The sequence below is a fragment of the Hyphomicrobium sp. 1Nfss2.1 genome (assembly GCF_965243865.1).
Classification (GTDB): domain Bacteria; phylum Pseudomonadota; class Alphaproteobacteria; order Rhizobiales; family Hyphomicrobiaceae; genus Hyphomicrobium_A.
The window spans coordinates 1,777,720-1,798,518 of record NZ_OZ251603.1 but is presented as its reverse complement, the minus strand read 5'-3'; the positions used below and the strand labels follow the sequence as shown (position 1 = coordinate 1,798,518).

Annotated in this window: 22 protein-coding genes; 12 read left to right on the top strand and 10 right to left on the bottom strand. The window is 64.4% G+C overall.

The window, feature by feature from the left end:
* Nucleotides 1–84 precede the first annotated feature (84 nt).
* Entirely contained in the window at nt 85–1,878 is a 1,794-nt protein-coding gene (gene mutL, locus ACP15D_RS08830) for a DNA mismatch repair endonuclease MutL (protein WP_424957159.1), read from the top strand.
* Between the two features lie 13 nt (nt 1,879–1,891).
* On the opposite strand, the gene ACP15D_RS08825 is transcribed toward mutL, so the two are convergent.
* Nucleotides 1,892–2,425, bottom strand: a complete 534-nt coding sequence (locus ACP15D_RS08825) for a hypothetical protein (protein WP_424957158.1) — start codon at nt 2,423–2,425, stop codon at nt 1,892–1,894.
* 401 nt (nt 2,426–2,826) lie between these two features.
* Between ACP15D_RS08825 and ACP15D_RS08820 the strand changes: the two genes are divergently transcribed.
* The gene (locus tag ACP15D_RS08820; protein ID WP_424957157.1) at nt 2,827–5,055 is read left to right on the top strand and encodes a DEAD/DEAH box helicase; all 2,229 of its coding nucleotides are present in this window, start codon (nt 2,827–2,829) and stop codon (nt 5,053–5,055) included.
* Between the two features lie 27 nt (nt 5,056–5,082).
* Here the strand turns inward: ACP15D_RS08820 and ACP15D_RS08815 are convergent, their stop codons facing one another.
* Both ACP15D_RS08815 and ACP15D_RS08810 read right to left on the bottom strand, forming a co-directional pair.
* Nucleotides 5,083–5,697: a pyridoxamine 5'-phosphate oxidase family protein gene (locus ACP15D_RS08815; RefSeq protein WP_424957155.1), complete on the bottom strand. Its 615-nt coding sequence runs from the start codon at nt 5,695–5,697 to the stop codon at nt 5,083–5,085.
* 28 nt (nt 5,698–5,725) lie between these two features.
* On the bottom strand, nt 5,726–6,325 hold the full coding sequence (locus ACP15D_RS08810; protein ID WP_424957154.1) for a glutathione S-transferase family protein: 600 nt from the start codon (nt 6,323–6,325) through the stop codon (nt 5,726–5,728).
* Between the two features lie 113 nt (nt 6,326–6,438).
* On the opposite strand from ACP15D_RS08810, the gene ACP15D_RS08805 reads away from it, so the two are divergent.
* Nucleotides 6,439–7,377 (top strand): LysR family transcriptional regulator, encoded by a 939-nt coding sequence (locus tag ACP15D_RS08805; protein WP_424957153.1) that lies wholly within the window; start codon nt 6,439–6,441, stop codon nt 7,375–7,377.
* On the opposite strand, the gene ACP15D_RS08800 is transcribed toward ACP15D_RS08805, so the two are convergent.
* The 4 genes from ACP15D_RS08800 to adh form a co-directional block, all read right to left on the bottom strand.
* Entirely contained in the window at nt 7,364–7,948 is a 585-nt protein-coding gene (locus ACP15D_RS08800) for a hypothetical protein (RefSeq protein WP_424957152.1), read from the bottom strand. The genes ACP15D_RS08805 and ACP15D_RS08800 overlap by 14 nt on opposite strands.
* Nucleotides 7,949–8,164: 216 nt before the next feature.
* Complete coding sequence (locus tag ACP15D_RS08795; RefSeq protein WP_424957151.1) at nt 8,165–8,575, bottom strand: DUF779 domain-containing protein; 411 nt, start codon at nt 8,573–8,575, stop codon at nt 8,165–8,167.
* Between the two features lie 26 nt (nt 8,576–8,601).
* The gene (locus ACP15D_RS08790; protein WP_424957150.1) at nt 8,602–9,204 is read right to left on the bottom strand and encodes a cysteine hydrolase family protein; all 603 of its coding nucleotides are present in this window, start codon (nt 9,202–9,204) and stop codon (nt 8,602–8,604) included.
* 106 nt (nt 9,205–9,310) lie between these two features.
* Entirely contained in the window at nt 9,311–10,852 is a 1,542-nt protein-coding gene (gene adh / locus ACP15D_RS08785) for an aldehyde dehydrogenase (RefSeq protein ID WP_424957149.1), read from the bottom strand.
* Between the two features lie 197 nt (nt 10,853–11,049).
* Between adh and recR the strand changes: the two genes are divergently transcribed.
* The 3 genes from recR (at nt 11,050) to ACP15D_RS08770 (ending at nt 14,966) form a co-directional block, all read left to right on the top strand.
* A complete protein-coding gene (gene recR, locus ACP15D_RS08780; RefSeq protein ID WP_424957148.1) occupies nt 11,050–11,655 on the top strand; it encodes a recombination mediator RecR in 606 nt (201 codons plus the stop codon).
* A gap of 172 nt (nt 11,656–11,827) precedes the next feature.
* Nucleotides 11,828–13,825, top strand: coding sequence for a polysaccharide biosynthesis protein (locus ACP15D_RS08775; protein WP_424957147.1), 1,998 nt, complete (start codon nt 11,828–11,830; stop codon nt 13,823–13,825).
* 1 nt (nt 13,826) lies between these two features.
* Entirely contained in the window at nt 13,827–14,966 is a 1,140-nt protein-coding gene (locus ACP15D_RS08770) for a glycosyltransferase (RefSeq protein WP_424957146.1), read from the top strand.
* A 19-nt stretch (nt 14,967–14,985) separates the two neighbouring features.
* On the opposite strand, the gene ACP15D_RS08765 is transcribed toward ACP15D_RS08770, so the two are convergent.
* Entirely contained in the window at nt 14,986–15,447 is a 462-nt protein-coding gene (locus ACP15D_RS08765; RefSeq protein WP_424957145.1) for an ATP-dependent zinc protease, read from the bottom strand.
* Nucleotides 15,448–15,620: 173 nt separating this feature from the next.
* On the opposite strand from ACP15D_RS08765, the gene ACP15D_RS08760 reads away from it, so the two are divergent.
* From ACP15D_RS08760 to fmt, 3 genes are all read left to right on the top strand, one after another.
* Nucleotides 15,621–15,971, top strand: a complete 351-nt coding sequence (locus tag ACP15D_RS08760; protein WP_424957144.1) for a hypothetical protein — start codon at nt 15,621–15,623, stop codon at nt 15,969–15,971.
* Between the two features lie 65 nt (nt 15,972–16,036).
* Nucleotides 16,037–16,552 (top strand): peptide deformylase, encoded by a 516-nt coding sequence (gene def / locus ACP15D_RS08755; RefSeq protein ID WP_424957143.1) that lies wholly within the window; start codon nt 16,037–16,039, stop codon nt 16,550–16,552.
* Between the two features lie 43 nt (nt 16,553–16,595).
* Nucleotides 16,596–17,519 carry a methionyl-tRNA formyltransferase gene (gene fmt, locus ACP15D_RS08750; protein ID WP_424959198.1) on the top strand — a complete coding sequence of 308 codons (924 nt, stop codon included), beginning with the start codon at nt 16,596–16,598 and terminating at the stop codon, nt 17,517–17,519.
* Nucleotides 17,520–17,535: 16 nt separating this feature from the next.
* On the opposite strand, the gene ACP15D_RS08745 is transcribed toward fmt, so the two are convergent.
* Nucleotides 17,536–17,982 carry a pyridoxamine 5'-phosphate oxidase family protein gene (locus ACP15D_RS08745; protein ID WP_424957142.1) on the bottom strand — a complete coding sequence of 149 codons (447 nt, stop codon included), beginning with the start codon at nt 17,980–17,982 and terminating at the stop codon, nt 17,536–17,538.
* Between the two features lie 146 nt (nt 17,983–18,128).
* Between ACP15D_RS08745 and ACP15D_RS08740 the strand changes: the two genes are divergently transcribed.
* Complete coding sequence (locus ACP15D_RS08740; RefSeq protein WP_424957141.1) at nt 18,129–18,392, top strand: hypothetical protein; 264 nt, start codon at nt 18,129–18,131, stop codon at nt 18,390–18,392.
* Between the two features lie 103 nt (nt 18,393–18,495).
* Nucleotides 18,496–19,281 (top strand): tRNA pseudouridine(38-40) synthase TruA, encoded by a 786-nt coding sequence (gene truA, locus ACP15D_RS08735; RefSeq protein ID WP_424957140.1) that lies wholly within the window; start codon nt 18,496–18,498, stop codon nt 19,279–19,281.
* Between the two features lie 2 nt (nt 19,282–19,283).
* Here truA and folE read toward each other — a convergent pair whose 3' ends face one another.
* A complete protein-coding gene (folE, locus tag ACP15D_RS08730) occupies nt 19,284–19,859 on the bottom strand; it encodes a GTP cyclohydrolase I FolE (protein WP_424957139.1) in 576 nt (191 codons plus the stop codon).
* Between the two features lie 320 nt (nt 19,860–20,179).
* Here folE and ACP15D_RS08725 point away from each other — a divergent pair, with 320 nt between their 5' ends.
* On the top strand, nt 20,180–20,728 hold the full coding sequence (locus ACP15D_RS08725; RefSeq protein WP_424957138.1) for an acyloxyacyl hydrolase: 549 nt from the start codon (nt 20,180–20,182) through the stop codon (nt 20,726–20,728).
* Nucleotides 20,729–20,799: the final 71 nt, after the last annotated feature.

Sequence of the window (20,799 nt, the reverse complement as noted above, 5' to 3'; positions counted from 1 at the left end):
GGAAAAGCGGGGATGAGTGGCCCCGAGGGGCCCGCTCGCCGCCGAATCGCGGGGTAGGTTGGCCCCAACAGGAGGCACCCTAGCATGGCGATCCGCCAGCTATCCCCAGAAACGATCAATCGGATCGCGGCCGGCGAGGTCGTCGAGCGGCCGGCCAGTGTCGTCAAGGAACTGGTCGAGAACGCGCTCGACGCGGGGGCCAGCGAAATCGACGTGGTGGCGGCGTCCGGGGGGTTGGCGCTGATCCGCGTTACCGACGACGGCGGCGGCATGCCGGCTGACGACTTGAACCTCGCGGTGGAGCGGCACGCCACCTCGAAGCTTTCCGACGAGGACTTGTTCTCGGTGCGCACGCTCGGCTTTCGCGGCGAGGCGCTGCCTTCCATCGGGTCGATTGCGCGACTGACGATCCTGTCGCGCGCGCGCGGCGCGGCTGATGCGTTCGCCATCGGAGTCGATCGCGGAGCGAAAAGCGCGGTGCGCCCGGCGGCGGGGAATTCCGGGACGACTGTCGAAGTGCGCGATCTTTTCTCCAGCGTGCCGGCGCGGCTCAAATTCATGAAGTCGGAGCGTGCCGAGAACCAGGCGATGGGCGAAGTCGTCAAGCGCCTCGCCATGGCACACCCGACGGTGGGCTTCACGCTGACGACGGGCGAACGTACAGGGCTCCGGTTTCCGCGCGAGGCGGCGGGCGATGACGGCTTGCTGCAACGGCTCGGGCGCATCATGGGGCGCGAGTTCATGGCAGACGCCGTTCCGGTGGAAGCCGAGCGCAACGGGCTTTCGGTACGCGGCTTTGCAGGATTGCCGACGCTGCATCGCCCGGACGCGGCGCAGCAGTTCCTGTTCGTCAACGGCCGGCCGGTGAAAGACAAGCTGCTGGTCGGCGCGGTGCGCGCGGCGTATGGCGATCTCATTCCGCGTGGGCGCCATCCTTTGTTGGCGCTGTTCGTGGCGCTGCCGCCGGAGGAAGTCGACGTCAACGTGCATCCAGCAAAGGTGGAGGTGCGTTTCCGCGATGCGGGGCGCGTGCGCTCGCTGCTGATCAACGCGCTGGCGGCATCGCTGCATATTGCAGGGCATCGCGCAGCAGCGGCGAATGGTGTTGCCGCGCTGGATGAGCTACGCCCCAACATCGGGCCGTTCGAGCGGCCGCGGCCTTCCTACTACGCAGCCTCGCGCCCGTCAGGCATGCCGTTCGGGCTTGCCGAAGCGATGCAGGCGCCGCTCGATGTTGCGGATGCGCCGAGCGCGGATACGCGCGCGTTCACAGCGCCAATGGCCGAGGAGTTGCAGGACCGGCCGCTGGGCGCGGCGCGGGCGCAACTGCACGAAAATTACATCGTCACACAGACCCGCGATGGCATCGTCATTGTCGATCAGCACGCGGCGCACGAACGTCTCGTCTATGAACGGCTGAAGAAGATGCTGAGCGAGGGGGGCGTTGCGCGACAAGGGCTGCTGGTGCCGGTCGTCGTCGACCTCGGTGCCGACGAGGCGGCGGCGGTTGCCGAGAAGGCGGACGAGCTTGCTGAGCTTGGCCTCGTCGTCGAGGCGTTCGGTGCGGGTGCGGTGATCGTGCGCGAGGTGCCGGCGCTGCTGGGCAACGGCGACGTGACGACGCTGGTGAAGGATATCGCGGCGGACATTGAGCGCGAGGGAACGAGCAGCGCGCTGCGGGAGCGGCTGATGTCGGTGGTGGCGACGATCGCGTGCCATGGCAGCGTGCGCTCGGGGCGGCGGCTGACGCCGGACGAGATGAACGCGCTGCTGCGCGACATGGAAGCGACGCCCTACTCGGGTCAGTGCAACCACGGGCGCCCGACCTACGTGGAGCTGAAGCTCAACGATATCGAGAAGCTGTTCGGCCGGCGATGATGTGGCTGTTTCGTCAGCCGGGGCGGGCGGCGAGGTTGGTCTGGCGGCACTCGCCACCGAGGTTGCGATAGGTGTTGCTTCTGATGCCGGCTTCGACCGGCCAGACGCCGGCGAGGCCGAGCTTCAAGCCGTACAGCACGATGCGCTCGCCTCCGTCCGGCGACGTGATCATCGGTTTGCCGTCGCCATCGAGGCCGTAGGTCCAGGCGGGGCGATCATCGCCCGAGAAGTTCGTGCGTGTGCCGTTTTCGGCAACGATGGCGCGTTCATAGAAGCGGGGTGCTTCGCTTTTGGAAACAGCGACGTCGAAGTAGTAGGAGACCACGGCGTGGGTGCGCATCATGTCGTGAAAGGCGCAGTCGAGCGAGGGAGCCAGGGTGTGCTCGTCAGGCACCTCTGCCTCGTGGATCTCCTCGACCGGCGGCGTGGACGGGGCACCGGCAAAATGCATCGCGCCGAAACCTGCTAGGCCCGCGACGGCGAGGCCGATCACGACAAGCAGGATAGATCGGCCGGATGGGGATCTGCCAGAAGGGCGCGCATTCATCGAGCGGCTCCGGTTATTGATTATCGCAGCGCATAAAATGCTGATCGCCGCATCGGATCAACGCCCGAGAGTGGCAATCTTTCTACCGTTGTTTGGGAGATCGAGCCTCGTTTGGAGGCCCGCTTGTGCCCGGCTCGACCGGCCTCTAGCGAGCGGGCTGTCCCTCGCTTTATGCGTGGCGATGCAACTCTTTATGGATTTCCGCGGCAAATCATTGTTATAGCCTCTCAGGCCTATACTGCGTCGCTGCCCGTGCGCCGGGACAAAGTGCTGCTGGTGCGATCGACAAGAACCGGCTAAGGCGTGCGAATCACGAAATTCTTGGCAGCCTGCTGCGGCAACTCCGCTTTCTGGAGCCGCCGGCCGTTCCCGCTCCTCCTTTCGAAAAGCAAATTCCAATCATGACCTTCACGTCCGCCCACCCCGCCCTCGGCCGCGCCCTTGCTGCGCGCGGATACGCTGTGCCCACGGCCGTGCAGCTCGCTGTGCTCGAGGAGGACAAGGCTGGGCGCGACCTGCTGGTGTCCGCGCAAACCGGTTCGGGCAAGACGGTGGCGTTCGGCCTCGCCATTGCGCCAACACTGCTGGGTGATGCAGAGCGGTTGCCTCCGGCTGCCGAGCCGATGGCGCTGATCATCGCGCCGACGCGCGAACTTGCGATGCAGGTGCAGCGCGAGCTCGACTGGCTATACAAGGATACCGGCGCGCGGGTTGTCACCTGCGTCGGCGGCATGGACGTTCGGGCGGAGGCGCGGCAACTCAATCTCGGTGCCCACATCGTGGTGGGGACGCCGGGGCGCCTGCGCGATCACCTGGAACGCCAGCGCCTCGATCTCAGCAAGCTCGTGGCTGTGGTGCTGGACGAGGCGGACGAGATGCTGGATCTCGGCTTTCGTGAAGACTTGGAGTTCATCCTCGACGCGACGCCGGAAGGGCGGCAGACGCTGCTGTTCTCGGCGACCATGCCGCGCGAGATCGAAGCGCTGGCGGGGCGGTATCAGCGCGATGCGGCGCGCATCGAGACGCTGCGGCGGAACGAGCAGCACGCCGATATCGAGTATCGCGCGATCCGCGTGGCGCCCAGAGACGTAGAGCATGCCGTCGTCAACGTAATGCGGCTGCACGAAACGCGGGCGACGCTGGTGTTCTGCGCGACGCGCGAAGCTGTGAAGCGGATGCACATGCGGCTTGTCGAGCGCGGCTTCTCGGCCGTGGCGCTTTCCGGCGAGCTGACGCAAAGCGAGCGCACGCATGCACTGCAGGCCCTGCGCGATGGCCGTGCGCGCGTGTTGGTTGCAACGGACGTCGCTGCGCGCGGGCTGGATCTGCCGGAGCTGGCGCTCGTCATCCATGCGGATTTGCCGAACGATGCTGAGACGCTGCTGCACCGCTCGGGGCGCACGGGGCGTGCGGGCAACAAGGGCATCTGCACGCTGATCGTACCGTTCAACCGCCGGCGCAAGGCAGATGCATTGCTGGGCGCAGCGAAGCTGAAGGTGACGTGGGAGGAGGCGCCGACGGCGGAGCAGATCCATGCCCGCGATCAGGAGCGATTTATTTCCAGTCCGCTGTTCACCGATGCAGCAAGCGAAGAAGATGTGAAGCTGGTCGATGCGTTGAAAGCCGGCCGCAGTGCGGACGAAATTGCGCTGGCGCTGGTGCGCATGCATCGGGCCCAGTTGCCCGAGCCGGAGGACATCGCAGAGGACACCGGGCCGCCGCCGCGGCGTGATGATCGCGGGCGCGAGCCGCGCGAGAGGTTCCAGCAGCGGGGCGAGCGCCGGTTCGGCGACAGGGAACGCGGTGACAGCGGGGATGACGAGCGCCGCCGCACACGCGCGGTAAAGGATCACGGGCGGGACATGGTATGGTTCCGCGTCGACATCGGGCGCGAGCGCAATGCCGATCCACGCTGGCTGTTGCCGTTGCTGTGCCGCGCGGGCGACGTGACGAAATCCGAGATCGGCGCGATCCGCATTTTCGACCGCGACACACGTTTCCAGATCGCTGCAGAGTTTGCGGACAAGTTCGACGAATCGGCGCGCGAGATGAAGGCGAACGAAGGGCGCATCACGCGCCTCGGTGCGTCGATGGGCGATGATGCAGGTGCTGCTTCCGCGCCGCGTGAACGCACATTCCGCGAACGCGCGCCGCGCGAGCGTGGGCCGCGCGCATTCGATAAACGGAATGGACCGCCAGGCGAAAAGCGGAATGGACCGCCAGGCGAACGCGAGCATCGCGGGCCGCGTGCACCGAAAGAGGGGACTGCGGAGCACAAACCGAAATGGGCCAAGAACGGCGAGCGCTCTTTCGAGCGTTCCGAGCGCTCCGGTGAGCGACCTGCCGAGCGGTCGTCGAAGGATCGGCCGCCGCCGCGCGAGCGCTCAGGTGATCGGTTCGGCGCAAAGGCCGAGGGACACAGCAAGCCGAAGTGGCAGGACAACAAGAAAAAGAAGCCCGGCGGCTTCATTCATCCCAAGGGCGATGAGCCGAGGCGTCATCGCAAGGGGCCGCGGCCGCAGGGTGACAACCACGGTCACGGGGCGGGACGTGGACACGCGGCCGCTGGCGCGCACAAGCCGGCAAAGCCAGCGTTCAAGAAGAAGCATCGCGAGGGCCCGAAGGCGTGAAGCGCTTCGGCCGGCGTGACCGAAGCGCTAGCGATGGCTATCGATGCATAGCTTCAGCTCGCCTTCGAGCTCGGTGATGCGGTCCCGAAGTTGCTGTAAAGCCGCCTCGGCCGCCTCTATCGGGACGAGTTGCGGGATGTGCTGCGGGCAGTTGCGATCCCACGCCTCGATCGTGAAGAGAATGACCCTTTCGGCGTTCGCATTTCCGCTAGGCGGACGCATCTGCGCCAATAGCTCAGCATCGTCTTCGATGATGCGTGCGGTACCCCATAGCTTCACTCTGCGGCGGCGTGCGTAGTCCATGATGAAGATGAACGCGCGCGGGTTTTCTGCCAGATTGCCGGCCGTGATGTACTGCCGGTTGCCGGCGAGATCGGCAAAGCCGAGCGTGCGGTCGTCGACGATTTTCAAGAATCCCGATGGGCCGCCCCGATGCTGGATATAGGGCTGACCGGCCGCGCTCGCCGTGCCCAGATAGAATGAGCGGGTGGTCGCCACTACCGCGGCGAGGTCGGGCGTGATCGTGCTCGGCCAGCCGCGCGAGCGCTCCATGGCCTCGTACTGAGGGCGGGAGCCGCGGCGTGCCTGCTCGGCCTTTACGGCAGGCGTGAATGCAATGTCGGATGTGGGCTGGTGGTTCATCTCACACCTCGTTGGATGTGCATTGAGATCAAATGGCCGGCATGCCGATGAAGCCGGGCAATGCCTTGATGCGGTCGACCCAGGCCTTGACCGCTGGGAATGCATCGAGTGGTACGCCTCCCTCGTGGCCGAGGGCGACGTAGGGCATGCAGGCGATATCGGCGATGGTCGGTCTGCCGAGGACCAGCCAGGGCTGGTCCGCCAAATGCGCTTCCATGAGCGCGAGGATGCGTTGGGCCTTGTCGCGGGTCGCCGCGATATCGAGCGCGTAACCGAATTTGTCGTGCAGGCGCGCGTCACCCGGGCCGCGAGCAATCTCGTTCTCGGCGGTCAACAGCCATTCGCAGACGCGCGATAACCCCACGGCATCCGTCGGCAGCCAACTTTCGCCGCCCCACTTGCGCGCCATGTAGACGAGGATGGCCTGACTGTCGCGCAGCACTACGTCTCCATCGACCAGGATGGGGATCTCGCCGCGCGGGTTGAGGTCAGTCAAGGGTGGGCGCTTGTGCTCTCCGGCGAGGAAGTCGACCGGGATGATCTGCAGCGGAACGCCCAGAAGGCTGGCGAGCAGGCGCACCTTGTAGCAATTGCCCGATAGCTCGAGGTCGTAAAGCTTCGCCGCCATGGTCATGGTCCTTTATCGGGAATTATGCCGGAGAAGACGAGACTCCCGCATCGCGGCATCTTCTGCTAGTCAGAAAGATCAGCAAACATGCTTCCGCTTTTCGGAAGGATAAAATGGACCGACTTCGCGCCATGGCCGCCTTCGTAGCGGTAACGGAAGCAGGAAGCTTGTCGGCTGCGGCACGCGCGCTGGGGGAGCCGCTTACGAACATCAGCCGGATGCTGGCTCAACTTGAAGCGCACCTCGGGTGTGCGCTGCTGCATCGGTCGTCTCGGCATTTGGTGATCACACCTGCCGGCAGCGAATACTTGGAGACTTGCCGGAGTGTTCTGGAAAGCGTCGCAGCGGCGGAGCGGCGCATTGCCGGACAGGTGGACGAGCTTTCGGGCGACATGGCGATTACGGCCCCGGTTCTATTTGGCCGAATGTTTGTGGTGCCGCTGCTCGCACGCTTCTTGGCTGACTATCCGCGTATCGATGCGCGGCTTCTGCTCGTCGATCGCGTCGTAGAAATTGCAGAAGAGGGCATCGACATAGCGGTGCGCATCGGCGAATTGCCGGACTCGGCGCTTCTGGCGACGCGGGTTGGTTCGTTGCGGCTGGTAGCCTGCGCGGCGCCAGCCTACTTGGAACGGAGCGGCACACCATCGATGCCTTCCGACCTGACGCGGCACGACTGCGTGACGTTTGCCAATCTACCCGGGGGGACTCGCTGGATCTTCAGAAGTCGTCGCAACGGCCGTAAGGCCGTGCGGGTGCGCTCGCGGCTGTCAGTCAACACTGCGGATGCAGCCGTCGCTGCGGCCATCGCCGGAGTGGGGATCACGCGTGTTCTCTCCTACCAGGCCGAGGAGGCGCTGAAGGCAGGCAAGCTTGTGCCCGTGCTGGAGCGTTTCGAGGACACAGCTGTCCCGGTGCATCTCGTGTACGGGGCAGCGCGCTCAAGCAACGCGCGGGTGCGCGCCTTCGTGAAGTTCGCCGCCGGAGAGTTGCGGCTGTTGCCCGAGACTTCGTCGGGCAAACAAGCGAGAAGGAAACTCAGCCCTTCTTGAGGATCAGCGTCAGCCCGCGCAGCGAGCTGTTGAAGAACTGGATCTCGACGATCTGGCGATCGTTCATCACGATCACGTCCATGTTGGCAGTGAGGTCGCCGCCCTTTACGGAAATGCGGAAGCCGCGCTGGGTGACTTCGCCTTTGAGGTCGCCGCCGAGATTGTAGACCAGCTCGTTCCAGGTGCCGGTGAGCCGCCCCTGGTTGGCGATGACGTTGCTCTTGACTTCAACCTTGCCGCCCGATGAGGCGCAGCGGATGTTCTGGCGCAGCTCCTTGCCGGCGCCTTCGACGAAGTAGGTGGCGCGGCACTTTACGCTTTCGACCTTGCCTTCGCTCATGCCGATCCGTCCCTCGCCGACCCAGCGGCCGGCGAGTTCCTTGAACGGAGCATCCTTTTGCACGGGAGCAGGGCGCGGCTCTTCCTTGGCGCTGCCGCCCTGTTCGGCATTCGGCTCGTCACTAGACTCGATAGCGGTGTCTGTCTCAGCGGCCGGCGCGGGATCGTCCTGGGCGATGGCCGGGGTGCAGCAAAGCAGGATGGCGGCAAAGGCAATATGGGCAGGCTTCATGTTCGACCGTGCGGTTGCTTCGTCCGGCGCGCATTTCCTACTGCACCCCCGGTGAGGTCGAATGTCGTTGCGATTGCTGACAATTCCTAGTGCGGCGGGGACACACGCTCACCCGCTTAGCACGCTTGCAGCGGCAAATCTTGACTTTGGTCACCTAGAAAGCAAACGCGCCGGCGGTCAGGCTCCTGACGGCCGGCGTGAGTAGTGCGAGGCGTTTCAGGCGACTCGAGCGTCGGCAGCCATGGCCTGGGGCCCGCGCGGGGGCGGACCAATGCGATCCAACTCGTCGAACTCGTTCTCGGTGAAGACGCGGGAGCGGGTAAGGAACCGTAGCCCTTCGGGGGATTCGATCGAGAAGCCTGAGCCCCGGCCAGGCACGGCGTCGATGATCAGTTGGGTGTGCTGCCAATATTCGAACTGGGGCCCCGAGATGTAGAGGGGGCAGCCTGCGATGGCGCCAAGGTAGACGTCGCGCTCGCCGATCTTGAACTCGCCGCGAGGGTAGCACATCGGCGCACTGCCATCGCAGCAGCCGCCGGACTGGTGGAACAACAGCGGCCCATGCTGGGCGATGAGCTTTTCGATCAGCGCCGTGGCTTCGGGGGTGACTTTCACTCGCTCGACCATTTGCGTTTCTCCGGGCTGTTGCCGCCTTATGTGGGGATCGCGCTTTGTGATGGTACCACGACCGCAAATATGTCGGCCAATGCTGCGAGGGCGCCGGTGTGCACGGCCTCTGCCGACAGGGTGCCGCCGAGCGGGTTAGGAAGCGCGCGGGTGGCCGTGGCACTGGCGACGACCGTCGGGCGGTAGCCGTGGTTGAACGCGGCTCTCGCGGTCGAGTTCACGCAGACGTGCGTCATGAAGCCGGCGAGCACGAGATCAGTGACACCGAGCTTCTTCAGTTCGGCGTCGAGGTTCGTCTGCTCGAAGGAGCTCGGATAGGCCTTGACGATGACGGTCTCACCGGCGTTCGGCGCAACGACGTCGGCAATGGCTCCGATTTCGGCGCGCACGTCGTAAGGGGTGCCGGGCCCGGCGTCGTGCTGAATGTGAATGACTGGCGTGCGGGTGTCGCGGGCGCGCTGCAGCAGGGCGGCGCACTCCTTCAGCGCAGGCTCGACGCCTTCGAGCTGCATGATGCCTTCGCGATAGGTGTTCTGGCAGTCGATGAGGACAAGGGCCGACTTCGACAGGGGCGCTGGGGTATCAGGCAAAGCGAGCAGCGCGCGCAGTGTGGGACGGGCTTCGGTCATGGGGCGTCTCTCCCGGTATTTTTTGTTGCCGATAGCAAAGCAGCGCGGCAGTTGAATGCCGCGCTGCAAGCTTCAGTGCGTTATGGCGCCTGATAGTGCGTACAGATCAGAAGAAGCCGAGCGCTTTCGGGCTGTAGCTCTGCAGGACGTTCTTCGTCTGCTGGTAGTGGTCGAGCATCATCTTGTGCGTCTCGCGGCCGATGCCCGACTGCTTATAGCCACCGAAAGCGGCGTGCGCCGGGTAGAGGTGGTAGCAGTTGGTCCACACGCGGCCGGCCTTGATGCCGCGACCCATGCGGTAGCAGGTGTTGGCATCGCGCGACCACACGCCGGAGCCGAGGCCATAGAGCGTGTCGTTGGCGATGGCGAGCGCTTCAGCTTCGGTCTTGAACTTCGTGACCGACAGAACCGGTCCGAAGATCTCTTCCTGGAAGATGCGCATCTTGTTGTGGCCTTCGAACACGGTCGGCTCGACGTAGAAGCCGTTCTCGAGTCCGGAGTGCTGAGCGCGCTTGCCGCCGGTGAGCAGCTTGGCGCCTTCGCCCTGGCCGATGTTGATGTAGGCGAGGATCTTCTCGAGCTGGTCGGAAGATGCCTGGGCGCCAACCATCGTATTCGGGTCGAGCGGGCTACCGAGCACGATCTTCTTCACGCGCTCGACGGCGCGCTCGATGAAGGCGTCGTAGATGCTCTCCTGCACGAGGGCGCGTGAGGGGCAGGTGCAGACTTCGCCCTGGTTGAGGGCGAACATGGTGAAGCCTTCGAGTGCCTTGTCGAAGAAGTCGTCATCCTCGTTGAAGACGTCGGCGAAGAAGATGTTCGGCGACTTGCCGCCGAGTTCCAGCGTCACCGGGATGAGGTTCTCGGAGGCGTACTGCATGATGAGGCGGCCGGTGGTCGTCTCACCCGTGAAGGCGATCTTGGCGATGCGCGGGTTCTGAGCCAGCGGCTTGCCAGCCTCGACGCCAAAGCCGTTGACGATGTTGAGCACGCCGGGCGGGAGCAGGTCGCCGACCAGCTCGATCAGGGCCATCACGGAGAATGGTGTCTGCTCGGCCGGCTTCAGGACGACGCAGTTGCCGGCGGCGATGGCGGGCGCCAGCTTCCAGACCGCCATGAGGATCGGGAAGTTCCAGGGAATGATCTGGCCGACGACGCCGAGCGGCTCGTGGTAATGATAGGCAATCGTCGTCTCATCGATTTCGGAGAGCGCGCCTTCCTGGGCACGGATGCAGCCAGCGAAGTAGCGGAAGTGATCGACGGCGAGCGGAAGGTCTGCGGCCATCGTCTCGCGGATCGGCTTGCCGTTGTCGATGGTCTCGACAGTGGCGAGTGCCGCCAGGTTGGCTTCCATGCGGTCGGCGATGCGGTTGAGGACCGCGGCACGCTCGGCGGGAGCGGTCTTGCCCCACTTGTCGGCGGCGGCATGGGCGGCGTCGAGTGCCTTCTCGATGTCCTCGGCGGTGGAGCGGGCGATCTCGTTGATGATTTCGCCAGAGATCGGGGTGCGGTTCTCGAAGTACTGGCCCTTGGTCGGGGGCACCCACTGGCCGCCGATATAGTTATCGTAGCGGTTGCGAATCTTGATGGTCTGTCCGACACGTGCCAGAGCGGCGGCCGGAGTTTCTGGCTTCACGATCAGCTGCATGAGTGTAGTCCTCCCAGGGGTAAGGGATGATGACCCTATTTTTTGTGGCTCGGACGTTACTCCATGTATCGCGGCGACCAAATACGTACGCGTATTGGAAATTAGTGCAAACGGTTCATTGACGGTATTGACGTCGATCACAGGAATGGGCTGGCGCCGACCACGATGGGCGCATAGCCCACGGCTTAGGCGCGGATATGACAAGGAAAGTTTCGGGGCCGGAGATCGAGCGGGTTATCCAGCTTCTGGGCAGATTGCCGGGGCTTGGACCACGCTCGGCGCGCAAGGCGGCGCTGGCGCTGATCAAGCGGCGCAACGATCTGCTCGTGCCACTCGCCGAGGCTCTAACGGACGCGGTGGCGAAGATCGTCGAATGCTCCAATTGTGGGAACCTGGATACCGTTTCGCCCTGCAGCATCTGCCAGGACCCTCGCCGGGACCGCTCGCTGATCGTCGCTGTGGAGGAGGTGGGCGATCTGTGGGCGCTGGAGCGTGCCGGGGTCGTCAGCGGGCTCTATCACGTACTGGGCGGGCACCTGTCGCCGCTCGACGGCATCGGACCCGATCGGCTCAACATCGCTAAACTCATCGAGAGAGCGGCCGAGGGGGAGGCAAAAGAGATCGTGCTGGCGCTGAACGCCACCGTGGAGGGTCAGTCGACGGCTCACTATTTGACCGAGCAGTTAGCGCCGACGGGGATCGTGGTGTCGCGGCTTGCGCAGGGCGTGCCGGTTGGCGGCGAACTGGACTACCTCGACGAGGGCACGCTTGCTGCGGCAATCAAGTCACGGCGGCGGATGTAGTTCACCACGTCAAAGCATGTGATTGGCGACGCTGCAATAAAAGCGGTGATAAGCTTCAGATTGAGGGCGCTCCTCGATTTAACTCATTTGATTGCCTGATTATATTCGCCAACTGCTGGACAAGGGGAGCGCTGAGGCCAGCTGGGCGTCGATGGCGCGTGCCGGGGGCATTATGAGCGAGCGTGATGCGGAACATCAGGTGGCCGGCGAATGGCGCTCGCGTCTGTTGGAGCTGCCGCGGTTCAACAAGCGCATCATCCTCATATCGTTCGATTTCCTGCTGTTGACGCTGGCGCTGTGGATTGCGTTGTCGATCCGCTACAACGCGGCGTTCGTTCCGACGTCTTGGCCGAACACGCTGGCTCTGATCGCCGGCCCTGTCATATCGGTGGCGACGTTTGCGGCGTTCGGTCTCTACAGATTCGTCACCCGGTATCTCGGCTATCGCGGTCATACGCGCATCATCGGCTGCATCTGGCTGTCGGTGCTGATCTGGTCGCTGGTGGTGTTCATGTCCGGCCAGCTCGGTGTGCCGCGTTCGGTGGTGCTGGGCTACGGGGTGTTGGCTTCGCTATTGATTGCCGGCAGCCGCGAAGTGGCGGCGATGATCCTAGAGAGCACCGGCGTTCAGCTTGCCGACCTGCCGATCAGTGTCGAGCGCAAGCCGGTCATCATCTTTGGCGCAGGGCAATTGGGCGTGCAGCTGCTCGAAGCGCTGCGCCGCGGCAACAATCGTAACGTCGTCGCCTTCGTCGATACCGAGCCTTCGCTGTGGCGGCAGTACATTTCCGGCGTGAAGGTTCACCGTCCCGACAGATTGGCGGGGCTAATTGAGCGGCATCAGGTGGGCGAGATTCTGGTGGCGCTTCCCGATGACCGGCGCCGCGAGCGCCGGCGGGTGTTGAAAGACCTACAGGCGCATCCCGTCGAGGTGCTGATCCTGCCGGGCGTCGAGGACGTCACGTCGGGACGCATCAGCGTGACCGATCTGCGCCCGGTCGATGTGAACGACCTTCTCGGGCGTGACAAGGTTCCTCCGCACGGGGAGCTGCTCAACCGCAAGACGCTCGGCAAGTCGGTGCTCGTGACGGGCGCCGGTGGTTCGATCGGATCGGAGCTGGTGCGGCAGATCCTGCGCAATGGTCCGCGGCGGCTGGTGCTGCTCGATGTTTCGGAAGCGGCGCTCTACCGTATCGAAGATGAGATTCAAGAGACGGTGAAGACGTTGCGGCCCGACGTGCCGCGTCCGGAGATCGTCGGCGTGCTCGGCACGGTGCTCGATCAGCCGTTGCTTCGTGAGGTGATCGTCGGCAACGAGATCGAGGTCATCTATCATGCGGCGGCGTACAAGCACGTTCCGATCGTCGAACAGAACCCGGTTTATGGGCTGCGCAACAACACGCTCGGCACGGCGGTGCTTGTGGAGTGCGCGAAGGCGGCTGGTGTCGAGCTGGTGGTTCTGATCTCAACCGACAAGGCAGTGCGTCCGACCAACGTGATGGGTGCCAGCAAACGGCTTGCGGAGCTGGTTCTGCAGGCGGCCGCAGCCAACGGCGGCCCGACCATTTTCACGATGGTTCGGTTCGGAAATGTGCTCGACAGCTCAGGTTCGGTGGTGAAGAAGTTCCGCCGGCAGATTCGTTCGGGCGGTCCGGTGACGGTTACGCACCCGGAGATCATTCGCTATTTCATGTCGATCCCGGAGGCGGCCGAGCTCGTCATCCAGGCTGGGGCCATGGCGGAAGGCGGCGACGTGTTCGTGCTCGACATGGGCGAGCCGGTGCGGATCGACGATCTGGCGCGCCTGATGGTGCGGTTGTCGGGCTTCGACGTGCGCAGCGCGGAAAACCCCGATGGCGATATCGCTATCACCTACACGGGGTTGAGGTCGGGCGAGAAACTATACGAGGAGTTGCTGATCGGCGCCAACACCAAGGCGACCGAGCACCCACGCATCTGGCGCTCGGACGAGCCGTTCTTGCCGGCAGAGGAACTGGAGATAGAATTGGCACGGCTGAAGGCGGCGCTCGATGTCCGCGACTATGCGGCGATGCAGGCGGTGCTGCTGCGCACGGTCGAGGGCTATACGGTGAAGGGCACGGAAGAGACGAGCGAGGCGACCGACAGGCCCGCCGCGTCGTGGACGCCGCCGACACGGACGCTGCACTAGCATGGCACTTGTCGCTCCTCAGACTTCTCCAGCGGTGCAGCGGATCGCGTTCGTGGGCCCGTCGGGCTCGGCGATGCGGCAGTGGCGTGAACTGCTCTTTGCGGATGTGATCACGCGCGGTCACCGCGTGCTGGCAGTTGCGCCGGAGTTTGCCAGTGTGGACCTGGCATCGCTCGATGAGATTGGTGCAGAGCACGCGCTGATGGCGCCGGAGTCGCATGGCCCTAAGCTGTTCGCGGACTGGAAGGCGATCGGCGCGTTGAAAGCGACGCTGGCAGAATGGGCGCCTCATGTCGTCGTAGCGTTTGGCGGGCAGATGATGGTGCACGGGGCGCTGGCCGCGAAGGGAATCGGCGCTGGCCGCATCGTCGTCGTGGTCGATGGATTGCCGGAGCACCGCTTCGCGGGGGCGCTCGCCGCGGACGAAATGCCGGCGTGGCGGTATGGGCAGGCGCTACGCGCTGCGCACCAAGCCGTGTTTCACAATCGGGACGACCTGGCGCTGCTGAAGAAGCTGGGGCTCGTTCCCGCTTCGCTGCCAACAATCGTGGTGCCGGGTAGCGGCGTCGACCTGGAGCGCAACGCGTCTTTGCCGTTGCCGCCGCTCGACCATGGCCTTGTGTTCCTTATGATCGGCGGGCTCGATCGGCGGCGCGGCGTGATGGAATACTGTGCGGCGGCGGCGAAGCTGCGAGAGCGCTCGCCGACGTCACGCTTCCTACTCGCGGTGACACGCGACGAGGGTGCGCAGGCGATCGACATCGCCGAGCTGCAGCGTAGCCCGGATGTGGAGTTCCTCGGCCTCGCCGAGGAGGAGGGCGAGTTGCTGACGGAGGCGCATGTCTTCGTCTACCCGGGTTATGCCGAAGGCATGCCGCAGCCGATCTTGCGCGCGTTGGCTGCGGGGCGTCCGGTACTGGTGGCGGATGCGGCGGGCTGCCGGGAGGCGGTCGATACGCGCGTCAACGGATGCCTTGTCGAGCCGCGCAATCCAGGTGCGCTCGCTGACGCGATGGAGAGCTTCTTGCGCCGGCCGGATCTGATCCCGGCGATGGCTCGCGCTAGCCGGGCCAAGGCGGAGCGCTTCGAGAGCGTCGCCGGCGTGCGCGGGAAGCTGCTGCAGATACTGCAGCTGGTATAGCTTCAAAAAAGACTGGGCTTCAAAGGCTGGCGTAAAGCCGATAGCTGAGGCGGGGCTGGCAGAACGAGACTGCGCAGTCGACCAGCATGTCGGAGCGGATCGCCTGGCGGCCGATGAGCATGCGGGAGGTCATGTGCTCGCGGTTGGTAAGCGTCACTTCGATCGGCCAGGTGCGGGGGCCGAGACAGAGGTTGGTCTCGATGACATAGCGGAGTTCGCTCACACCGTTTGAGCTCATTACCTCGCGGCGATCGATGACGTCGGCGACGGCCTCAACCTCGAGATCAGTGCTGCGATTGGGACGGACTCGGAAGCGGACCTTGGGTTTGCGCGATGATCCGAAGGGCTCGATCAAGGTTGTGCTAAGCGCTGAAGTCTTAGCCCCGGTGTCGATCTTCGCCTTGAGTGCCGGCAAGCCCAGGTCAGGCAGAGCGACCCACTCCTGCCAGCCGACAATCAGGCGTGAAGCATCTCTGAGCACGGCGGTCAAATTCCCGACCAAGCCTGTAATGTAGGATCGATGTTAGCGCCTTCCTCGGCGTTTCGCATCAGTTCCATTGACGCGGAAAGAGTAGCGCGCAAGCTTAGCGTAAAAATCTTCGCAATCGGGGAGCGGCGCAGGGTGGCTTCGCTCCGTGGCCAGGGGGATGAAGAATGGTTCGAAGGCTCGTGCTCGCCGTTGTGCTCGCTGCCGCGTGCCCGTTTGCGCTCCCGACGAGGGCGCTGGCACTCGATCCAACGGTGACCGCTCCCAACGCGGGCGATGTACCCGCGGACACCACCCCGGAGGGGGGCGCGGCGGCCGATCCCGGAAGCGGGGAAACCGAGCCGGCGATGCCCGATCCCGGCGACGTCGAAGGCGAGCCGTATCCGCCCGACGGCGTCACCGATCCCAACGTCACTTATCCGACGGACGGGCCGAGCGATGGCCAGGGCGTGACCGGCGCGCAGATGCCCGAGGGTGCCCCTAAGGACGCGGCGGCCAGCGGCGAGCAGCCCGACTGACCTGCGACGCTTCCCGCGGCTGCGGGGCAATTGACCGGGACTGCGTACTTTCTTATTTCAGAGCGATGGCCAAACTTCCTATCGTCACGCTTCCAGACCCGATCCTGCGCAGGATATCGGCGCCCGTCGATCGCATCGACGATGCGGCGCGCAAGCTTGCCGACGACATGCTGGAGACGATGTATGACGCGCCGGGTGTCGGGCTGGCGGCGATCCAGGTGGCTGAGCCCATTCGCCTCGTCGTGATCGATGTTGCGGATGAGGAAGAGGGGCGCCAGCCGCTCGTGTTCTTCAATCCGGAGATCGTCGAGCTGGGTCCGCAAATTCGCGTGCACGAGGAAGGCTGCCTTTCGATCCCCGATGTTCGGGTGGAGATCGAGCGCCCGTCAACGTTGACGCTGCGCTATCTCGATCGCGATGGAAAGCAGTGCGAGCTTGAGGCCGATGGGCTGCTGGCGACGGCCATTCAGCACGAGGTCAATCACCTCGACGGCAAACTGATCATCGATTTCCTGTCGTCGCTGAAACGTGACATGGTCGTGCGCAAGTTCAAGAAGATGGCGCGCACAAGCTCGCTCTAGTTCAGCATCTCTTTCGTATTCAGCTTCGGCGGTAGCCATGGTCCTGCGCATCGTTTTCATGGGAACGCCGGACTTTTCCGTGCCGACGCTGGCCGAGATCATCGGCGCGGGGCACGAGGTGGTCGCCGCGTATTCGCAGCCGCCGCGCGCTGCTGGACGCGGCATGGCCGAGCGCAAATCGCCCGTGCACACGTTCGCCGAGGCGGCAGGCATTCCGGTGCTGACGCCGACAAGCTTCAAGGGCGCGGCCGAACGAGAAGCGTTCGCCGCGCATGAGGCCGATGCCGCGGTGGTTGTGGCTTATGGGCTGTTGCTTCCGTCGGTGGTGCTCAATGCGCCGCGTCTGGGCTGTTACAACCTGCATGCGTCGGCGTTGCCGCGCTGGCGCGGCGCAGCGCCTATTCAGCGCGCGATCATGGCCGGGGATACCGAGACCGCGGTGATGGCAATGCGCATGGAGACGGGCCTCGACACAGGTCCTGTCTGCCTCGGGGAGCGGGTGGAGATCGGGGCCGATCAGACCGCCGGCGAGTTGCACGACGTTCTGGCGCAGCGCGGATCGACGCTCATGGTGCGGGCGTTGTCGGCGCTGGAGCGCGGGTCGCTCGATTGCCAGCCGCAGCCGGAGGACGGCGTCACCTACGCGCGGAAGATCGAAAAGGCGGAAGCCCGCATCGACTTTAGTGCCGATGCCCCCGCCGTGCACAACATGATCCGCGGGCTGTCGCCGTTTCCGGGTGCGTGGTTCGAGATCGGGCCCGAGGGCCGGCGCGAGCGCATCAAGGTGCTGCGCGCGGTGCTGGCGGAGGGACAGGGGGCGCCGGGTGAGGTGCTCGACGACAAGCTGACGGTCGCTTGCAGGAGCGGTGCCGTGCGGCTCACCGAACTGCAGCGCGCGGGCAAGAAGCCGATGTCGGCCGACGAGGTGCTGCGCGGCTTTGCCGTTCCTGCCGGCACGCGGCTCTAGGGCATCCAGCTCGCGGTCAGACGGTCACGAGTTCGTGGTGGCCGAAGCCTTTGGAGTAGTCGAGCACGGAAATGACGCTGGGCGTGACGCGGAAGATGACCGTGTTGGCCTGGTCGTCTGCCGACATTCCCGCGAGCTGGGGAAACTTCGCAAGAAACAGCGAATGGACTTTTGCGAGTTCTCTTGAATCTGTAACGCGCGCAGCCGTGCCGCCGAGCGAAATCCCCTCGATCTCATTCCAATTGGCGTGGTCGGCATCGATCGCCGCGGAGACGCGCTCGTCGCGAGCGATATTGGCGGCCTTCTGCGAGCCGATGCCGCAGCCGAAATAGATGATCAGCCCATCGCTGGCGTAGCCGACGGTGGTCGCCTGCGGGTACCCGTCAGGACGGAGGGTCGCGAGGGTTATGTTGTTGTGGCGGGCAAGAATGCCGAGGATCTTTTCTCGCAGCTGCGGGGGCAAGGGCGTCTCCTATGGCTGTCGCCTATGAAGCCGCGGGGCTCGCTCGTTATCCTTGATGGGCATCAATCAGGACGCGCGGTTGACCAGCCGGTACGTTATGCCGTTAACATTTCGTTAGTAATAGCGGTCCGGCAAAGGGTTGGCGTATGCAGTTCAGAGCGGCTCTGATTTGTCTTTTGATTGCCGGTTTCGGAGGCGCCGTCCTAGCGCAGAGCGCACATACAACCCGCATCGAGACGCGTCCCTACTACGGGGCGGTGGTCACCATCGAAAATGGCGTGCGGGTCTGGCGCCCGGTGCCGCCGACGACGCATATGATCATCAACCCCGATGGTGCGACGCCGCTGAGCATCGGGGTCGGCACATCTGCCGTTGCGGTGCCGCAAACGGATGGCGGCTCCAGCCGCTGAGCGCGCATCAGGGTTATTGGGCGCGATGTCCTGTTGAGCGCAATGCCCTAGCCGGATAGGGAAGGGCGGCGCGCACAGCAGCGTGCTGTATCTGACGGCCCTCATGCCTCGCTATCGCATCACTATCGAATATGACGGCACGCCATTCTGTGGCTGGCAGCGCCAGCCCGACGCTGCTTCGGTGCAAAGCACGCTCGAGGATGCGCTGGGGCGCTTAACGGGCGCCAACGTGAGCGTGCGAGGCGCGGGGCGAACCGATGCTGGCGTGCATGCTCTGGGGCAGGTCGCGCACTTCGATCTGGAGAAGGTGTGGGAGCCGTTCAAGGTTCGCGAGGCGCTCAATTATCACATGCGCCCGGCGCCGGTGTCGGTACTCGACTGCGAAGAGGTCAGCGACGACTTCGATGCGCGGTTCAGCGCGCGGGCGCGCCACTACCGGTTTCGCATCCTGTCGCGGCGCGCGCCACCGGCGCTCGATCGCAACCGCGTGTGGTGGCTGCCAATGGCGCTCGATGCGCGCGCGATGCACGAAGCGGCGCAGTATCTGGTGGGGCGGCACGACTTCACGACGTTTCGCGCGGCGCAGTGCCAGGCGAAATCACCGATGAAGACGCTGGATCGGCTGGACGTATCGCGGTGGGGCGATGAGATCGTCATCGAGGCTTCGGCGCGCTCGTTTCTGCACAATCAGGTGCGTTCGATGGTCGGGAGCCTGAAGCTGGTCGGAGAAGGCAAGTGGCGGCCGCGCAATCTCGATGACGCGCTGAAGGCGTGCGACCGCGCGCAATGCGGGCCGGTGTCGCCGCCGGGCGGGCTTTATCTGGTGCGTGTCGATTATGCAGAGCGCGGCGCCGAGCTCATGGCAGAGCCCGACGCCGACGAGGAATAAACCTACTCGATCATCGAGAGGAATTCCTGGCGCGTTGTCGGGTTGTCGCGGAAGCATCCGAGCATGCGCGAGGTGACGAGGTCTGTGCCCGGCTTCATGATGCCGCGCGCGGTCATGCAGAAGTGCTCGGCCTTGAGGACGATGCCGACGCCCTGCGGCTGCAGCACGCTGTCGATCGCGTTGGCGATCTGCGCGGTCATCTTCTCCTGGATCTGAAGCCGCTTGGCGTAGACCTCGACGACGCGGGCCAGCTTGGAGATGCCGACGACGCGCCCATTGGGAATGTAGGCGACCCATGCGCGACCGATAATCGGCGCCATGTGGTGTTCGCAGTGGCTTTCAAAGCGAATGCCGCGCAGCACGATCATCTCGTCGTAGCCGGCGGTTTCCTCAAAGGTGGTCGAGAGGATCTCTTCGGGATCCTCGTTGTAGCCGCGGAAGTACTCCTCAAAAGCCTTGGTGACACGCTTGGGCGTGTCGCGCAGGCCGTCACGGTCCGGATTTTCGCCGGTCCAGAGAAGGATGGTGCGGACCGCTTCCTCTACGTCGGAGCGGCTGGGGCGGTCATGTTGATCCACGGGGGAGTCTTTGTGCTTCTTTTGCAAGGTAAGCTCTTGGTGTTGGCGGCTCTTAGGCGTTTGCGGCGCGGGTGGCAAGACAACACCCTGTGGCGACACGGCGCAACTCCCGGAGATTACGTGGAGGCGAAACATCGCCTCGTCCCCTCATATGGGGCGTCTCGGCCGCAATCGGAAGTTGCCTGACGGGCTATGCAACCTGGTGTGGGCAGGGCGTGCTGGCGGGGCGGGTGGCATCCGAATGCCACTTGGGAAGCAAATTTGCGAAGTCGCAGGCCGCCGCCACAGTCGGCGCCAGGGACATACGCTAAAGTGCGCATATGGCACATATTCGCATTCTGCTGCTGGCTTCAATCGCCGCCAGCGTCATCTTGGGCGCCGATATCGTGGCGGCTGGTCCGCTTATCGACGAGCTGAAACTCGGCGTGCTGTGGCACGATGTGCCGGGCCTGTGGAGCGGTTTCCAGGCCGAACCCAACTCTGCTGACATCAACGTTGAAGCGCTGCTGTCGCCGTCCGTCGCATTTTTGGGTGGAACTATCCGACCGGCAATCGGAGGTTCGATCTCGACCGTCGGGGCCACGAGCGACGGCTATATCGACGCGCGCTGGCAATACGAGACGCCGAGCGGCATTTTCTTCGGCCTTGGTCTTGGTGCTGCGGTGCACAACGGGCAGCTGAAGCTCGATGAATGGGACCGCAAGGCGCTGGGTTCGCGCGTGCTGTTCCACATTCCGGCCGAAGTCGGGTACCGGTTCGACGACCATAACAGCCTGTCGGCCTACTTCGAGCACATGTCGAACGCCTATACGGTATCCCCGAACGAAGGAATGGACCGGCTTGGCGTTCGCTATGGATACCGGTTCTGAACTGACTGGCGTCAGGTTCGGCTGAAATTCTTCCTGTCACGTTCCACAAGTTCCCTTGTTGTCCCCGGCGC

Bases quoted from the DNA above. Each gene is read 5' to 3' on its own strand.
- mutL (WP_424957159.1), top strand. From the start codon at position 85: ATGGCGATCCGCCAGCTATCCCCAGAAACGATCAATCGGATCGCGGCC.
- ACP15D_RS08825 (WP_424957158.1), bottom strand. From the start codon at position 2,425: ATGAATGCGCGCCCTTCTGGCAGATCCCCATCCGGCCGATCTATCCTG.
- ACP15D_RS08820 (WP_424957157.1), top strand. From the start codon at position 2,827: ATGACCTTCACGTCCGCCCACCCCGCCCTCGGCCGCGCCCTTGCTGCG.
- ACP15D_RS08815 (WP_424957155.1), bottom strand. From the start codon at position 5,697: ATGAACCACCAGCCCACATCCGACATTGCATTCACGCCTGCCGTAAAG.
- ACP15D_RS08810 (WP_424957154.1), bottom strand. From the start codon at position 6,325: ATGGCGGCGAAGCTTTACGACCTCGAGCTATCGGGCAATTGCTACAAG.
- ACP15D_RS08805 (WP_424957153.1), top strand. From the start codon at position 6,439: ATGGACCGACTTCGCGCCATGGCCGCCTTCGTAGCGGTAACGGAAGCA.
- ACP15D_RS08800 (WP_424957152.1), bottom strand. From the start codon at position 7,948: ATGAAGCCTGCCCATATTGCCTTTGCCGCCATCCTGCTTTGCTGCACC.
- ACP15D_RS08795 (WP_424957151.1), bottom strand. From the start codon at position 8,575: ATGGTCGAGCGAGTGAAAGTCACCCCCGAAGCCACGGCGCTGATCGAA.
- ACP15D_RS08790 (WP_424957150.1), bottom strand. From the start codon at position 9,204: ATGACCGAAGCCCGTCCCACACTGCGCGCGCTGCTCGCTTTGCCTGAT.
- adh (WP_424957149.1), bottom strand. From the start codon at position 10,852: ATGCAGCTGATCGTGAAGCCAGAAACTCCGGCCGCCGCTCTGGCACGT.
- recR (WP_424957148.1), top strand. From the start codon at position 11,050: ATGACAAGGAAAGTTTCGGGGCCGGAGATCGAGCGGGTTATCCAGCTT.
- ACP15D_RS08775 (WP_424957147.1), top strand. From the start codon at position 11,828: ATGAGCGAGCGTGATGCGGAACATCAGGTGGCCGGCGAATGGCGCTCG.
- ACP15D_RS08770 (WP_424957146.1), top strand. From the start codon at position 13,827: ATGGCACTTGTCGCTCCTCAGACTTCTCCAGCGGTGCAGCGGATCGCG.
- ACP15D_RS08760 (WP_424957144.1), top strand. From the start codon at position 15,621: ATGGTTCGAAGGCTCGTGCTCGCCGTTGTGCTCGCTGCCGCGTGCCCG.
- def (WP_424957143.1), top strand. From the start codon at position 16,037: ATGGCCAAACTTCCTATCGTCACGCTTCCAGACCCGATCCTGCGCAGG.
- ACP15D_RS08740 (WP_424957141.1), top strand. From the start codon at position 18,129: ATGCAGTTCAGAGCGGCTCTGATTTGTCTTTTGATTGCCGGTTTCGGA.
- truA (WP_424957140.1), top strand. From the start codon at position 18,496: ATGCCTCGCTATCGCATCACTATCGAATATGACGGCACGCCATTCTGT.
- ACP15D_RS08725 (WP_424957138.1), top strand. From the start codon at position 20,180: ATGGCACATATTCGCATTCTGCTGCTGGCTTCAATCGCCGCCAGCGTC.